Annotated in this window: 14 protein-coding genes; 5 read left to right on the top strand and 9 right to left on the bottom strand. The window is 70.1% G+C overall.

All coding sequences use genetic code 11. The features are described 5' to 3' along the window. Positions 1 to 134 precede the first annotated feature (134 nt). Genes ACFYW5_RS29300 through ACFYW5_RS29290 form a run of 3 tightly spaced genes read right to left on the bottom strand, consistent with a single transcriptional unit; the run spans position 135 to position 3,480 of the window. Positions 135 to 1,100 (bottom strand): NAD-dependent epimerase/dehydratase family protein, encoded by a 966-nt coding sequence (locus tag ACFYW5_RS29300; protein ID WP_389420113.1) that lies wholly within the window; start codon positions 1,098 to 1,100, stop codon positions 135 to 137. Then, positions 1,097 to 2,233: a GNAT family N-acetyltransferase gene (locus tag ACFYW5_RS29295; protein WP_389420112.1), complete on the bottom strand. Its 1,137-nt coding sequence runs from the start codon at positions 2,231 to 2,233 to the stop codon at positions 1,097 to 1,099. The genes ACFYW5_RS29300 and ACFYW5_RS29295 overlap by 4 nt, the downstream gene beginning before the upstream one ends. Next, positions 2,230 to 3,480, bottom strand: a complete 1,251-nt coding sequence (locus tag ACFYW5_RS29290; protein ID WP_389420111.1) for an aminotransferase class I/II-fold pyridoxal phosphate-dependent enzyme — start codon at positions 3,478 to 3,480, stop codon at positions 2,230 to 2,232. The genes ACFYW5_RS29295 and ACFYW5_RS29290 overlap by 4 nt, the downstream gene beginning before the upstream one ends. A gap of 94 nt (positions 3,481 to 3,574) precedes the next feature. Between ACFYW5_RS29290 and ACFYW5_RS29285 the strand changes: the two genes are divergently transcribed. Then, positions 3,575 to 3,856, top strand: coding sequence for a metal-sensitive transcriptional regulator (locus ACFYW5_RS29285; RefSeq protein ID WP_389420110.1), 282 nt, complete (start codon positions 3,575 to 3,577; stop codon positions 3,854 to 3,856). A gap of 25 nt (positions 3,857 to 3,881) precedes the next feature. Here the strand turns inward: ACFYW5_RS29285 and ACFYW5_RS29280 are convergent, their stop codons facing one another. Beyond that, entirely contained in the window at positions 3,882 to 4,739 is an 858-nt protein-coding gene (locus tag ACFYW5_RS29280; protein ID WP_389420109.1) for a class I SAM-dependent methyltransferase, read from the bottom strand. A gap of 114 nt (positions 4,740 to 4,853) precedes the next feature. On the opposite strand from ACFYW5_RS29280, the gene ACFYW5_RS29275 reads away from it, so the two are divergent. Further along, the gene (locus tag ACFYW5_RS29275; RefSeq protein WP_389420108.1) at positions 4,854 to 5,438 is read left to right on the top strand and encodes a TetR/AcrR family transcriptional regulator; all 585 of its coding nucleotides are present in this window, start codon (positions 4,854 to 4,856) and stop codon (positions 5,436 to 5,438) included. A gap of 128 nt (positions 5,439 to 5,566) precedes the next feature. Here ACFYW5_RS29275 and ACFYW5_RS29270 read toward each other — a convergent pair whose 3' ends face one another. From ACFYW5_RS29270 to ACFYW5_RS29255, 4 genes are all read right to left on the bottom strand, one after another. Continuing rightward, positions 5,567 to 6,235: an exo-alpha-sialidase gene (locus ACFYW5_RS29270; RefSeq protein WP_389420107.1), complete on the bottom strand. Its 669-nt coding sequence runs from the start codon at positions 6,233 to 6,235 to the stop codon at positions 5,567 to 5,569. Between the two features lie 9 nt (positions 6,236 to 6,244). Further along, a complete protein-coding gene (locus ACFYW5_RS29265) occupies positions 6,245 to 6,496 on the bottom strand; it encodes a hypothetical protein (RefSeq protein WP_389420106.1) in 252 nt (83 codons plus the stop codon). A gap of 97 nt (positions 6,497 to 6,593) precedes the next feature. After that, on the bottom strand, positions 6,594 to 7,220 hold the full coding sequence (locus ACFYW5_RS29260; RefSeq protein WP_389420105.1) for a DUF305 domain-containing protein: 627 nt from the start codon (positions 7,218 to 7,220) through the stop codon (positions 6,594 to 6,596). 104 nt (positions 7,221 to 7,324) lie between these two features. Then, positions 7,325 to 7,765, bottom strand: coding sequence for a DUF6153 family protein (locus ACFYW5_RS29255; RefSeq protein WP_389420104.1), 441 nt, complete (start codon positions 7,763 to 7,765; stop codon positions 7,325 to 7,327). A 149-nt stretch (positions 7,766 to 7,914) separates the two neighbouring features. On the opposite strand from ACFYW5_RS29255, the gene ACFYW5_RS29250 reads away from it, so the two are divergent. The 3 genes from ACFYW5_RS29250 to ACFYW5_RS29240 all read left to right on the top strand — a co-directional run bounded on the left by ACFYW5_RS29250 (position 7,915) and on the right by ACFYW5_RS29240 (position 11,833). Continuing rightward, entirely contained in the window at positions 7,915 to 9,363 is a 1,449-nt protein-coding gene (locus tag ACFYW5_RS29250; RefSeq protein ID WP_389420103.1) for an MFS transporter, read from the top strand. A gap of 375 nt (positions 9,364 to 9,738) precedes the next feature. Next, positions 9,739 to 10,260 (top strand): DUF4396 domain-containing protein, encoded by a 522-nt coding sequence (locus tag ACFYW5_RS29245; protein WP_389420102.1) that lies wholly within the window; start codon positions 9,739 to 9,741, stop codon positions 10,258 to 10,260. An 853-nt stretch (positions 10,261 to 11,113) separates the two neighbouring features. Continuing rightward, entirely contained in the window at positions 11,114 to 11,833 is a 720-nt protein-coding gene (locus ACFYW5_RS29240) for a hypothetical protein (RefSeq protein WP_389420101.1), read from the top strand. Between the two features lie 585 nt (positions 11,834 to 12,418). On the opposite strand, the gene ACFYW5_RS29235 is transcribed toward ACFYW5_RS29240, so the two are convergent. Then, complete coding sequence (locus ACFYW5_RS29235) at positions 12,419 to 14,056, bottom strand: right-handed parallel beta-helix repeat-containing protein (RefSeq protein WP_389420100.1); 1,638 nt, start codon at positions 14,054 to 14,056, stop codon at positions 12,419 to 12,421. Between the last annotated feature and the right edge of the window lie 47 nt (positions 14,057 to 14,103).

The raw sequence follows: 14,103 nt of genomic DNA, 5'->3' as shown, positions 1-14,103 counted from the left end.
AAGGACCTGCCGAAGCCCCATCACCCCACGTCTTGCGCGGGCAGCTCGTTACGGCGTCCATGGACAAACCCACCAGAAGGGCGAAGCTGGAGCTCACTGCAGGCGCTTACGCGGGTGCGGTGGCGTCGGCCGCCTCATGGCTTGTGGGCGGTGGGCCTCGTGTCACCCGCTGTTGCCGGCGGCCTGGTGGATGGGTGGCCTCGCAGGGCCGCGGTCAGTCCGTCGTGCAGGGTGGTGCGGGGGGTGAAGGGCAAGGAGCTGGTGGCGGAGGTCCAGGCGGGGTGGAGTGCTTCGGTGATCTTGTCCGGGTTGAGGATGGATGCTCGTCCCACGGTACGAGCGGCGGCTCTGGCCAGGGGGGCGGGGATGTGGAGGAGCCGGGGTGGGCGTCGGCCGAGGGCGGTTGCAACGGCGGCACCGATGGCGTGCCAGGGGTGTTCGGTGCCGTCGCTGACGTGGTAGACGGCCCCTGGGGTGCCGGTGTGGGCGGCTGTGAGCAGGGCGTGGCACAGGTCGTCGACGTGGATGAGGGAGTAGTGGCGCGGTCCCGGCCGGCCGATCACGGGCAGGAAGCCGGTGCGGGCGGCGGTGACGAGACGGGGCAGGAATTCGCGGTCGCCGGGGCCGTAGACGATGGGCGGGCGGACGATGATGCCGGGGATCCGGTGTGCGGTCTCGTGCAGCGCGTGCTCGCCGCCGAGTTTGCTGCGTCCGTATGCGGAGACCGGCGCCGGCAGGTCGGTCTCGCGGCGCAGGCGTCCGGGGCCGGAGGCGGCGAGGGAGGAGCAGTAGACCAGGCGTGGCGGTCGGGCAAGACGCGCGAGGGCCCGGCACAGGCGGCGGGTGCCGTCGGTGTTGACCTCGGTGTAGTGCCGGGGGGTGGTGGCTTTGGTCAGTCCGGCGAGGTGGAGGACGCAGTCGGCGTCCTCGACTGCTTCGGTCAGTCCGGCGCCGGTGCCAAGGTCCCCGCGGACGGTGCGGGCACCGGAGACGCTTCGGCCGGGGCGGGCGAGAGCGGTCACCTGATGCCCTTGTGCGACCAGGAGGGCGACGAGGCGGGTACCGATGAAGCCGGTGGCGCCGGTGACGAGGTACTTCATGCGGTGGTGCGTTCGTAGAGGCGGTGGGTGCGGAAGTGGGCGCCGCCGAGCGCTCTGGGGACACCGTTGGCGTCGCGGTTGTCCTCCAGGATCCAGGAGTATTCGATCTCCGTGTAGCCGAGGCGGAACGCGGTGCGCTGGGCTTGGGTGAGGAGGGCGGCGACGAGGCCGCGGGCGCGGTGTTCCTTCTTGATGCCGGTGGCGATGGCGCGGATACGGGTGATGCGGCGGCCTGCCCGTTGGAGGCGGATGAGCCCGATGGGCAGGCCGTAGGTGGTCAGACGCCCTCGGGCGGCGGCGAGGGCCTGGTTGGCGTCGGGCAGCACGAGGGTGAAGGCCGCGGGCTCACCGTCCACTTCGGCGATCTGGACCAGTTCGGGGCGTAGCAAGGGCTTCATCTGCCGGACCATGTAAGCGAACTCGCGGTCGGTCATGGGGACGGAGGCGTAGTTCTTCGACCAGGCGTCGTTGTAGAGGTCGCGCATCACTGCCGTGTCGGCGTCGAAGCGCTTGGGGTCCAGGGGGCGGACGCGGACGCCGGGGGCGCTGAGGGCACGTTCGGCCACGCGGCGGAACGCGGCGGGGGGCTCGCCGCCCGGAGGCATGGGGACTCGCCAGGACAGGAGGTCCTTGGCCTTGGTGAAGGCACAGTCGATGAACAGCCGCGGGTAATAGGGCCGGTTGTGAGGCATGAGCATGGTGGGCGGGCTGTCGAAGCCGTCCACGAGGACACCGCACTCGTCATTGGTGGAGTAGCTGAGCGGTCCGAGCATCCGGCTGCAACCGCGCTCGCGCAGCCAGCGACCGGCCGCGTCGAAGAGAGCGGCCGCGGTGTCGGTGTCGTCCGCGCACTCGAAGAGGCCGAACTGTCCGCAGTGCGGGTCGTGGCGCTCGGTGTAGCGGGGATCGACGATGGCGGCGATCCGTCCGACCACCTGGCCCTGCCGGCGGGCGAGGAACAACTGGACGGTGCCCACTTCATGGAAGGGATGGCGGGCCGGGTCGAGGAAGGCCCGCCGCTCACGCTCCAAGGGCGCCACCCACAGCGGATCATCCCGGTAGAGGGTGTAGGGCAGGCGGATGAAGGCGGTGACGTCGGCGCGGCCCTCGACAGTGGTGACGGTAAGGGTCATCGGGCAGCTGCCAGGATCGGGTCGGCGTCGGCGCGCTGACTTCCGACAGGTGCGGGTGAGGGGGCGCAGGTGTAGCCCAGGCGGCGGCCGGCTGCGGCGAACGCGTCGAGGATGCGGGCGACGTGGGCATCGGTGTGGACTGCCTGCAGGGACAGGCGGATCAGCGCCTGCCCCTCCGGCACCGCCGGAAACCCGACCCCGCTGGTGAACACGCCCTCGTCCAGCACGGCCTGCCACAGGCGCAGGGCCGGCTCGGTCTGGCCCATGCGAACCGGAATGATGGGAGTGGTCGATTCTCCCGTGTCGAAGCCCAGCGCCCGCAGCCCCTCGTTCACCTGCCGCGCCACCTCGAACACCCGCACGCGGCGTTCGGGCTCCGTCTCGATGATGTCCAACGCGGCGAGCGCCGCCGCGACCGCCGAAGGGGGCATCGCGGCGGTGAAGAGCATCGCCCGGGACGTGTGGCGCAAGAAGTGAATGACCTCGGCGGACCCGGCGACGACCCCGCCCACCGAACCAAAGCACTTGGAGAACGTCCCCGTGTACAGGTCGACCGCCCCGGGGAGAGCGAAGTGCTCGGACACCCCTCGCCCGCCGGCGCCGAGGAGACCGATGTCATGGGCTCCGTCAACGATCAGGCGGGCATGGTGCGCGACGGCCAGGGCGTGCAGGTCAGGGAGACGGCACACGTCACCCTCCATGGAGAACACGCCGTCCGTCACGATCACCTTGCCGGCGGCGGGATCGGCTGCGGAGAGCTGCCGCTCCAGCCGCGCCATGTCGGAGTGACGGTAGAAACGCTTCTCAGCCGCACCGAGCTGGACTGCATCGACCAGCGAGGCGTGGTTGGCGCGATCACTGAAGACGACATCACCGGGACCGAACAGAGGAGCCAGAGCGAGATTGGCCTGGAAACCGGTGGTGGTCACCATGGCCGCCTCGACCCCCAGGAAGGCGGCCAGTCTGCCCTCCAGGTCCTCGTGCAGCGGCATCGTTCCGCCGACCAGCCGGCTGGCCGAGCACGAGGTACCGAAGCGCAGCGCGGCCTGCGCTGCCGCCTGTGTGACGCGCGGGTCACCCGACAGCCCCAGGTAGTCGTTACAGGCGGCCATCACCACCCGCCTGCCCTCCAGGAGTGCTTCGCCGTTTCTGGAATCAAGAACCCGATACAGCGGCCGAGGCCCGCCGCTTGTCGCTGTCTTCATGTCCGCCGACAGCAGGTTGACCTTGTTGAAGACGTCCGACACGTTTTCTCCTCAGATGACACCTCGATGCCTTGCACACTCACAAGACAGTTCCTCTTGTCGTGAACAACGAGCGACCGAAGCGAAAGGGATCGCCGTGCACGGCTACACCGCCAACAAGGAGGACGTCCTCAAGCGGCTGCGCCGCATCGAGGGCCAGTCGCGGGGCCTGCAGCGCCTGGTCGAGGAGGACACCTACTGCATCGACGTCCGCACCCAGGTCAGCGCCACGACCACGGCGCTGCAGTCCTTCGCACTGACGATGATGGGCGACCACCTCCAGTCCTGCGTGGCCGACGCCATCGCGCAAGGAGGCGACCAGGCCCAGGGCAAGATCCCCGAAGCGCCCCAGGCGACCGCCCGCATGGTCCGCTCCTGAAACGGCTGCGGACCGGCCGGGGCGGTCAGTTCCGCGGGGCCCCGCCGCGTACGGCGGTGACGAGCCAGGAGCTGCTGCGCAGCCTTACTCCTCCGTCCGTCTCATGGCGCTGCAGGGCGGCCGTCAGCGCCTGACGGGCGTGGGCCTGCTGCTGTGGGGTGACCTGGTCGAGCAGGTGACGCGCGGGGCCTGAGTCCAGCATGAATGCCGCCGCATCCGCCGCGTCGGTGCCCCACTTGCCCGGTACCTCGATGCGCTGCACCTCGACATCGGTGAACCCGCCCGCCGCAAGCAGGCTTTGGATGCGGTCGGGATCGGTGAGCGAGAACATGCCGGGGCCGCCTGGCTTCCCGAAGTCGCCGGGCGGCACGATGGCCTTGAGTGAGGCCAGCGCCGCCAGCCACTCGTTGGCCTCGGCCTCGGCCGCGCAGATGAAGGCCAGCCGGCCTCCGGGACGCAGGGCGCGGTGGAGGTTGGCGAACGCGGCGACCGGGTCGGCGAAGAAGGTCATGCCGTACCGGCTGATGACCGCATCGAACCCCTCGGTTTCCAGAGGGTGGACCTGGGCGTCGCCTTGAACGAAGGAGACGTTCTCCACTCCTTCGTGCAGGGCGCTCTCGCGGGCCTTGCCCAGCATCGGACCCGACAGGTCCAGTCCGAGCGCCCGGCCGCGCCCGGCACGTCGGGCCGCGAGGCGGGTGGTGCGTCCGGCCCCGCAGCCGACGTCCAGGATGCGATCGGTCGCCGAGATTGCCGCGGCGTCCAGGAGGGGCTGGTTGAAGCCGTCGTTGACTGCGTCCCAGCGTTCCTGGCTGCGGGCCCACTGCGCGCCCTCGTATCCGTTCCACGCCTCGGCCTGCGCGGTGTTGACCAGGTGACCCATGGGTGAACTCCGTCCCGTCGGGACACCACGGGGCCCCGACCCTAGTATGGGCAAGTGCCCAAAGAGTATGGGCGTGCGCCCATACTTGCAATGGGCCGACGGAAAGGGGCTGTTGTGTCACCTCGTGGAGTGGCCATTCCGGATTTGCGCGAGCGGCTGTTCGCGGCCGCGGAGCGGGTAGTGGCCCGCGACGGCGCCGCGGCCCTGACCAGCCGCGCGATCACCGCGGAGGCAGACTGCGCCAAAGGTGTCCTGCACACGCACTTCACCGGCCTGGACGAGTTCGTCGCCGAGCTGCTCCTGGACCGGTTCGCGCGCAGCGCCCGCCAGGCCGAGGCGCTGCAGGCCAAGGTGGGGCAGGCCACGGTTGCCGACAATCTCCAAGAGGTCGTCCGCGCCCTGCTGGACTCCCTGCCTCCCGCGGTGGTGGGACTGGCGATGACCCGCCCGGCAGCCGCACTGCACACCCGGGAGGGCTTCCAGTCCGGCGCGCCCGCGTTCGACGCGATCCAGCACGCCTTCACCGCCTATTTGCAGGCGGAGCAGCACGCCGGCCGGCTTCCCGCCGACGCCGACACCGCGACGATCGCGCTCGCACTCGTCGGCACGACCCACCATCTGCTGATGACCCGCAGTCCCGGACCCGGTGGGGACACGGAGACAACCCAACGGCTGCTGGCAGTGCTCCTCGGCTGCTGAGCTGCCGCCGCTGACGAAGTCCTCGGTGCACGGTGTGCCGTGTCCGTCTCGGGGATCCACAGGCTCTCTGCAGGCGTTCCTTTCCGGCTTCCCTCCGGCGGGGACCTCGGGCGCGCGGGTCGGGCGGGTCAGTCTCCGGTGCTCGTGTGGCCCCCCTGGTGCACGGTGGTCCAGGTGCGGCCGCCGTCCTTGGACTCGTGGACGGCGTCGTTGCTGTCTGCGGCCAGGAGGTGGTCGGGACTGGCCGCGGTCAGCACGGAGCCCTGCCCGTCGCCCGGGAGGCGGCCGCGTTCGGTCCAGGAGGTCCCGCCGCCACCGGTGAGGATCCTGCCGCTCGTGGTGAGGGCGATCAGCTCGCCGGGAGCCGGTTGCTCCACGGCGGCCAGGGCCGGTGCGCCGGGAACCGGCTGGAAGGTGGCACCGCTGTCGGTGCTGTGCAACAACCCGTGGCGGCTGGTCGCCCACACCTCCTGCGGCGTCCCGGGGTGGGCGGCGAGGTCCCCGGCCGGGATCTTCGCGCGCTGCTCCCACGTGGCGCCGGTGTCCTTGCCGGCCCAGATCTGCGAGGTCTGGCTGCCGAGGCCGTAGAGGATGGGGCCGGCCTGCTGGAGGGGGTGGAAGTCGGCTTCGCCTGCGGCGGAGACGGTGGTCCAGGTCTGTCCGGCGTCGGTGCTGCGGATCAGGCCCAGACGCGGTGAGGACTCGGCGGGGTCGGTCGGTGAGGACGCGGCGTGGTCGGTGGGTGAGGGGTGGCCGCTGGCGAGGAAGATGCGCGGGCCGGTGACGGTGAAGCCCATCGTGTCCTGTTAGCGGTCGGCGATCCGTATGGCACCGGCGGGGGTGAGGCGGAAGACGCCGAGGTGCCCGGCGGCGTAGAGAGTGCCGTCGGCCGGATCGACGCCGAGACCGTGCAGGTGCCCGGTCCTCGGGTCGGCATCGCTCGTCGCACCGGCCTTGCCCTGCGCGGGCACGGTGTCGGGACTCGAGCAGGCGGTCAGCAGCAAGGCGCCGGTCGCCGCGGCGGCCGCGAAGGCGACTGTGCGGAAGCGGAGGGACATGTGAGGGTCCAGAACGCTTGGAGGGGAAGAAGGGCTGGCCGGCACGGGTGCGGGCAGCCGTTGCCGACTGCCCGCACCCGGGGTGTGTGGCTGCGGCTCAGCTCTTGCCGAGGAGGGTGTTCATCCGGGCGATCTCCGCGCTCTGCGAGGTGATGATCTGGCCGGCCATGTCCTTGGCGGGCTGGTATGTGCCCTCGGCCTGCTCGGTCTTGGCCATGCCCACGGCGCCCTCATGGTGCTTGATCATCATCGTCAGGAAGGCGGTGTCGAACGCCTTGCCCGAGGCCGATTCCAGCTGCTTCATCTCTTCGGCCGTCATCATCCCGGACATGTCGTGCCCCTCGTGGCCCTCGCCCTCGGCCGGGACCTGCTCGCCCCAGGAAGTCAGCCAGCCGGAGAGAGTCTTGATCTCCGGGTTCTGAGCCTTCTTGATCTCCTCGGCCAGCTTCTTCACCTCAGCCGACTCGGCGCGCGTCGCGGCAAGGTCGGCCATCTCGATGGCCTGACGGTGGTGCGGGATCATCCCCTTGGCGAACGCGGTGTCGGCCGCGTTGTGGTCGCCCTGCTGCGCGGGTGCTGAGGCGGAGGTGGACGGGGAGGCGGCGTCGTGCCCGTTGTGGGTCGAGCCGCTGCCGTTGCCGCCGCAGGCGGCGAGTACCAGGGCGGCGGTGGCGGCCGCGGACACGGCAGTGGCGCGGCGGATCAGGGAACGCTTGGGGCTCATGGTGCAACTCCTGCGGTGGGGCACGCGCGCGTCTGCGGGCGTACGGAAGTAAGGCGGGGCCGGGAGGCTGGCCGGCTCTCTGGGGCCGGGCATGCCGGGCCGCCCTATATGCGCAGGAGTTGCAGTTCACTCAAGGACGGCGGTGCCCGTCCGCAGGCGGTGGCGCCGGGGATGACCCCGTGTGCGAGGACCGCCTCGGCCACTGCGTGACCGGGGAGGACCGCGGGCGCGGGCAGAACCGGGGCGCCGGCCGTGCCGGTGGCGGCGCAGGTCGCGTCGGCGTGCTCGGCATGCCGGCCGCCTGTGCTGCCTGCCGGATCGCCGGCGTGGACGCACCCGTCCTGGCACGCGGCATCGTCGGCGATCGCCTTCTCGTGGCCTGCGGCCGACGCCTGGTGCGAACTGGCCGCCGCGTGTGCGCCGGCCGGCGCGGGGACGGGTTCCAGGCCGTGCATGGCCACCAGGCCCGTGAGGACGGCCAGGACGAGGAGCAGGGAGGAGCGCAGCCCGAAGGGCATCACCGCTCGCATCACCTGGCCGTCCATGTCCGCATCGTAAGCGCCCCCCTTGGCGGGTGGCGAGGCAAGGGCCGGATGACTACCCGTTGAGGAATACCCCTAGGGGGTATAGCGTTCAGGCCATCGAAGTCATACCCCCCAGGGGTATGAAGGAACTCTGCTTTTGGGGAGCGGTCATGCAAGCCGTCAATCCGCGTCGCTGGTGGGCCCTCGGGGTACTCGCCGCCGCACAGTTCATGGTGATCATGGACACGTCGATCATCGGCGTGGCGCTGCCCGAGATGCAGCGCGACCTGGGGTTCTCCCAGGGTGATCTGCAATGGGTGTTCAACGCCTACGTCATCGCCTTCGGCGGACTGCTCCTGCTGGGCGGCCGCCTCTCCGACCTGCTGGGCGCCCGCAAGGTGTTCGTGGCCGGCTGGAGCGTCCTGATCGCTGGCTCCGTCGTGGCCGCGGCCGCGCAGAGCGCGTGGGTCGAGGTTGCCGGCCGGGCCGTGCAGGGGGTGGGCGGCGCGCTGATCGCACCCGCCTCGATGACCCTGCTGATGATGCTCTTCGGTCACAGCCCCAAGGAGCTCGGCAAGGCCCTGGCCCTGTACGGCGCGGCCGCTCCGGCCGGCGGCACCGCCGGCGTCTTCCTGGGCGGGGTGTTCACCGAGTGGGCCAGCTGGCCATGGGTGTTCATCATCTACATCCCGATCGGCATCGCCACCCTGCTCGCCACCGGCCTGCTGCCGTCCGTCGCCGCCCGCCGCGGCGGTGGTGTGGACGTCCTCGGCGCGGCGGCGGTCACCGCCGGGCTCGCGCTCACCGTCTTCACCGTGGTCCGCGCCCCCGAGATCGGCTGGGGAGCAGCGCAGACGGTCCTTCAGCTGATCGCCGGTGCCGCCCTGCTGGTCGTGTTCGTCCTCATCCAGCGGTCCGCGAAGTCGCCGCTGATGCCGCTCGGCATCTGGCGCATCCCCGGTCTCGGCGTCTCCAACCTGGCGATGGCCTTGCTGGGAGCGGCCTGGATCCCGATGTGGTACTTCCTCAACCTCTACCTCCAGCAGGTCCTCGGCTACGGCGCCTTCGCCTCGGGAGCGGCCCTGCTGCCGATGACCGGCCTGCTGATGCTCTTCATGACCACCGCCAGCGCCCGCCTGCTCGGCCGCTTCGGCCCCAAGCCGCTCATCACCGGCGGCCTGCTGGTCCTGGCCGCGGGCCTGGTGTGGCTGTCGGCGGCCCGTCCCACCGGCAGTTTCCTCGTCGACGTCCTACCCGCCTCGCTGGTGGCAGCCCTGGGCATGGCGCTCGCCTACATCCCGACCCTCATGTCGGCCATGTCCGCCGCCCCGCAAGAGCAGGCCGGCCTCGCCTCGGGCATCGTCAACACCACCTACCAGGTCGGCTCCGCCCTCGGCCTCGCCGCCCTGACCGCGCTGGCCACCTCCCAGGGCGCGGGCGCACTCGGTGACCTGCCCGCCCTCACCGACGGCTTCAGCGCAGCCTTCCTCGCCGCCGCCGGCATCGCCGCCGCGGGCGCCCTGACCACCCTCGCCCTCATGCGCGGCAAGCCGCAGAGCCCGCCCGTCGAAACCGCCACCACCGAGGAGGCCCCACAGCGTCAGCACGCGGGCAACTGACCAGAAGAAGAGCGAGAGGGCCCGTCGATACCCATCGGCGGGCCTTCCCCTTGGCGAATGCGCGGCGGGAGGCAGGACCAGAGGCCCTGTGCCGCATGGGCGCCCGTAGCCGACGACCCCTCCGAGCATGGACAGTCCTCAGGCGGTGCGGCGCTACTTCCGGCGCCCGCCCTCCGGCGACCCTCGCGCTCTCACGCCGTAGATCTCTCATGCCCCAGGGACTCTCCCCGGTTGACGCGGCCGGAGGGTGCGGCGTGGCAGCGGCCCAGGTGCAGTGATCCGAAGTATCTGTTGCATATACCCCTGGGGGGTATATAATTGTGGTGTGAGCCCGCGGGAGCGGGGTCACACTGGACGGGATTGGGGATGACGGTCATGGATCACAGCGCACACCACACCAGCACCGCACACGACCACGCCGCGCACCAGGCGCACGCGGGTCGTACCGGACACCAGATGGGCCCGGTGACCTGGGGAGCCGCAGCAAAGGCGACGCTGCACTGCCTGACCGGTTGTGCGATCGGCGAGATCCTCGGCATGGTCATCGGCACCGCCCTGATGTGGGGCAACGTCCAGACGATGGCCCTGGCCATCACCCTGGCATTCCTCTTCGGCTACTCCTTCACCCTGTTCGCGGTCCGCCGGGCTGGACTGGACTGGAAGAGCGCGATCAAGGTCGCGCTGGCCGCGGACACCATCTCGATCACGGTGATGGAGGTCGTCGACAACGGCATCATCGCCCTGACACCCGGCGCGATGGACGCCCACCTGTCGGACGCGCTGTTCTGGACGGCGCTGCTGGGCGGCTTCGCCGTGGCCTTCGTGATCACCACCCCCGTCAACAAGTGGATGATCGGCCGCGGCAAGGGCCACGCCGTCGTCCACGCCTACCACTGACCCAGCCGTACGGCACCGCGCCCGGCCGCACCCTCACAGTGCGACCGGGCGCCGTCGCGTCCTGGGGCACTGGAGGTGCCCGTCCGATGGAAAACACGCCTCACGGCAGGTCCACGGCCGACGTGCCGCTATGCTCCCCGGCATGGCTGTGGCCCGGGCGACCCGTAGCGCGCCGCGGTCCCGCTCTCGTGCAGCGGGCCCGTGGCGAACGTGGGTGCTCGCCGCGCTCCTCCTGACCCTCATGTACACCCACGGTGTCAGCGCGGAAAGCGCCGCAGGCCATGCCCACCCCGGCGCGCCGACCAGCACGGCAGCCCTGAACGTTCCGGACGTGAATTCCGCCGGGCACAGCCACGAGGCGCCCGACCCGCACTCCGGCCAGGGGCACACCGACCACGGCCAGGGGCACACCGATCACCAGGATGCTCCGGAGCCCGATCACGCTGCCCATCAGTGTGTGTCCGGCCAGCCCCAACAGGGCGCTGCGCTGCCCGCTCCGTGCGAGACCTTGACCATTCACGGGCCTCCGTACGCCCATGCGTCCGCCGCCGCACGACCTGTCCCGGCCCTCAAAGCATCTGCTCCCGTGCCGGACTCAGTGGTCCTACGGATCTAAGCCTTCACGCCCGCCAACCGGTCGACGACCTGTCGGGCATACCCGTGAGCCAGCACCAGCACCAGCGGCGGCTCGGCCATGCCGTGCGACGAGCCTGGGCCGCCCGGCGATGGAGTGCGTACGCGCACCGAGGGCCGGCTCGCGTTGCGCCGTGCCCGACGGGCTCGATCTTCGGCTCCGTCCTGCCCGCCTGCCGTTGAGCCCAGCCCCCACTGAACTTCCCTCGAAGGATCCGCTTTGTCTTCGTCACCCAGCCTCGCCACCACGACCCCGCCCCCCAACCCGGCGCAGCCGACCCGCAGCCAGCGCCGCTCCCAGAGCAGAAGGGAAAGCGCCTCCTTGCCGTGGCGCTACCTCGGCTACGTCGGCTACTACGTGGGGGCCGGCCTCATCAGCGGAGCCGTCGTCCACCACCCCATGGCCCCCGCCCGCTACAGCATGATCGCCGGGTCCGGCGTACTGGTCTTCCTGCTCGCGACCGTCCTCAACGACCTCATCCTCGCGAAGGAGAGGCAGCCCCTGTCACGCATCCTGCGCGTGCTCGGCACCTCGACGATGCTCTCCTTCGGCCTGGGCATGCTCAGCGGCGGCATGCAGCACTTCGCAGATCTCCCCGAACGCTGTGCCGTGCTGATACCGCTCGGCATCGTCCTGTCCTTCGTCGCCTTCTTCTTGAAGGAGGCGAAGAGGCCCTGGCGTCGCATCTTCAGCCTCATGGGACTGGCCGTCCTCGTCGTCACGGCCCTCACCTTCCTCGGGCTTCGCCACATCGCCCCCACCATGGCCCAGTCCGGAGGCGGCCACAGCCACAGTGATGCCGTGCCCGAAAAGGGAAGCGGCGAAGGCCAGGAGGGCGGCAACGGCAGAGACACCACCAATCCGACCTCCCCGCCCACCTCTCCGGACGCCAACCACCCCAGCAAGGAGCCCGGACACGACGACGGACACCAGCACTGAGCCGACCCGCGTCCGCTGCCCCAAAAAGTCAGACGACAGCCGCGGTTGAGAGATCGCGGCAGGAGTGTCTGACCAGTCGGCGACCGGATGATCTGCTGCCAACCTGCTGCTGCCCTACGGGCGCCGCCGCCAGCGCGAACAGATCTCACATCGCTGAGAGCGGTGCGTATGCTGTCAGCCACCTGGCCAGGCAGGATCGGGCTGCCGTGTGGTCCGAACCAGTTGCTCAGGTGCGGTTGACTGGTGGTGACCACCAGTGCGGAGCCGGGAGCGTCGACGTGTTCGACCGCGTAGGTGGGGGGTGACCGGACCAAGCCCTGGTCGTAGGTCGGCCGTCCGCGGAGCCGCCACCGGTAGGTGGTGCCGTCCACGGTGATGAGCCGCGATCCTTTTTGACCAGTGCCATGTCCACATCCTTTCCGGAGTGACAGTAGTAAATGGCGACTCTGGCAAGCCGCCCTCAGGCCCGACCCGGCGACCGAGGGAGCGAGGAGGCCAACGCGGTGGACCAGAACACCCAAGAGCATTCGGGGTGTTCGGGGTGTTCGGCTGAGCATGAGTCCTGGCAACAGGACTCACTCCCGCTCAGTCTCTAGAATTGTGAGGCTGTACCGCCCCCGCCGTAAGGGTCGCTGGGAGTCGCTTGCCGAGGTAGTCGACCGGGCCCGGGTCGGTGTCCAGTGCCCGGGGGTCGAGGCCGGCGGGCGTCGCCCGTTGGCAGCGCGGTACCAGGTCCTCTGCGCTGATCCGGCCGCCGGTGCCGGGGGTGTCCAGTGCCCGCAGGCACGGGTTGTGGCTCGATCCGGTCGCAACACCGTTCAGCCCTTCATGGCCGGAAGCGGTCCGCCACGCGTCCAGGGTCGTGAAACGCTCGGTTCCCCATGTGAGCGACCAACTGCGCGTGCTGTGGTAGTTGTTGCCCTGAAAGTTGAGGACGCTCGGATTGTAGGGCGACTGGGTGTCGACCAGAGGGCCGCTGTCGGTGGCGAAGATGTTGCTGTGGACGCGCACGCCGCGCATGCCGTCGCGCAGTCTCAGGGCCGGGGGACGTTGGCCGGTCGCAGCGGCGGAGGCAAGGCCATCGGTCCGCATCACCACCGTGTTGTGGTGGATGGACAGGTCCTTCAAACGGGTGCCGTAGGCGACAATGCCTCCGTACTCCGGCAGCCTTCGTGCGTCGTCCCAACTGATGTTGAAGCGGACCACATTGTCCTTGTGGGCGCCGGTCGGCCTGCCGGAGTAGACGAGGAATCCCGGTCCGTCGTTGTGGTAAGCGAGGTTGTACTGCACAACGGAGGAGGACACGTTGTTGTCCAGGCCGAACCCGCCGCCGTCGACCCGTGAGCCGGTTCGGTTGCGATAGGAGCGGTTGTGCTCCAGCACTACACGCGTGGAGTCGTACGTCCAGATACCTTCGGGGCCCTCGTCGGCATCGGTGGCGGACTGCGTGCCGTTGTCGTGGGCCACCGACCGCGTCACTTTCGCGTCCTTGACGCTGCCCAGTGCGATACCGCTGCCGGTGTTGCGCCGGTTGTTCCGGGGGTCACCGGTGTTGGAGTACGCGTTGACCCGCTCGATCCGCAGCCCTGTGTTGGCGTAGGCGGGGCGGGCGGCGTCGAACTCGGGCCCGTAGAAGATGAGTCCCGCTTCGAGGTTGTGGTGCACGGATGTGTCCGCGATCCGTACGTTGCTGAAGCCGGTGACGGAGTTCTTGTCCGCGCCGACGCTGATTCCGTTCTGGAATCCCCTCGCTTCCACCTTGGTGATGGAGACGTGCTCGAGGCGTCGGGTGCCGGGAAGGCTGTTGCGCAGGGCGATCCCTGCCCCTTCGCGAAGCGCCTTGCGATCACCGACCAGCGCGATGTTCCTGATCTCCACGCCGGCGGTGTTGTGGACCGTGATGCCGGACGTGCCGCGCGGGACGATCGTGGCCCGGCCCTCGCCGTAGGAGTCGATCACGACGGGCCGGGTCGGGCTGCCTGCTTCCCCCTTCTCCAAGGTGAGGCGGCCGCGGAACCGCTCGCCGCCACGCAGTCTGAGGCGGTCGCCGGGGTGGAGGCGCGCGCCGTCGGCGTGGTCCAGGGTTCGCCAGGGCTTCTGCGGCGACATGCCGTCGTTCTTGTCGTCGCCGTCCGGGCTGACGTAGAAGGTGAAGGGGCCGCCGCTGGCCGGGCGCGCCGGGCGGTAGACCGCCGGTGCCCCCGGTACCTCGCACCCTGTCACCAGCAGAAGCACTGTGGCCGAGATTCCGATGACGGTCCGATCAGTCC

Origin of the sequence: Streptomyces sp. NPDC002779, assembly GCF_042888685.1 — a bacterium.
In the GTDB taxonomy this organism is placed as follows: domain Bacteria; phylum Actinomycetota; class Actinomycetes; order Streptomycetales; family Streptomycetaceae; genus Streptomyces.
Note: the sequence above shows the minus strand (reverse complement) of the source record. Positions and strands in the feature narration are given on the sequence as shown.

What these genes read in the sequence shown, in the direction of transcription:
- ACFYW5_RS29250 (WP_389420103.1), top strand. Translation starts at nt 7,915, where the DNA reads ATGCAAGCCGTCAATCCGCGTCGCTGGTGGGCCCTCGGGGTACTCGCC.
- ACFYW5_RS29280 (WP_389420109.1), bottom strand. Translation starts at nt 4,739, where the DNA reads ATGGGTCACCTGGTCAACACCGCGCAGGCCGAGGCGTGGAACGGATAC.
- ACFYW5_RS29260 (WP_389420105.1), bottom strand. Translation starts at nt 7,220, where the DNA reads ATGAGCCCCAAGCGTTCCCTGATCCGCCGCGCCACTGCCGTGTCCGCG.
- ACFYW5_RS29255 (WP_389420104.1), bottom strand. Translation starts at nt 7,765, where the DNA reads ATGGACGGCCAGGTGATGCGAGCGGTGATGCCCTTCGGGCTGCGCTCC.
- ACFYW5_RS29270 (WP_389420107.1), bottom strand. Translation starts at nt 6,235, where the DNA reads ATGGGCTTCACCGTCACCGGCCCGCGCATCTTCCTCGCCAGCGGCCAC.
- ACFYW5_RS29295 (WP_389420112.1), bottom strand. Translation starts at nt 2,233, where the DNA reads ATGACCCTTACCGTCACCACTGTCGAGGGCCGCGCCGACGTCACCGCC.
- ACFYW5_RS29245 (WP_389420102.1), top strand. Translation starts at nt 9,739, where the DNA reads ATGGATCACAGCGCACACCACACCAGCACCGCACACGACCACGCCGCG.
- ACFYW5_RS29265 (WP_389420106.1), bottom strand. Translation starts at nt 6,496, where the DNA reads ATGTCCCTCCGCTTCCGCACAGTCGCCTTCGCGGCCGCCGCGGCGACC.
- ACFYW5_RS29300 (WP_389420113.1), bottom strand. Translation starts at nt 1,100, where the DNA reads ATGAAGTACCTCGTCACCGGCGCCACCGGCTTCATCGGTACCCGCCTC.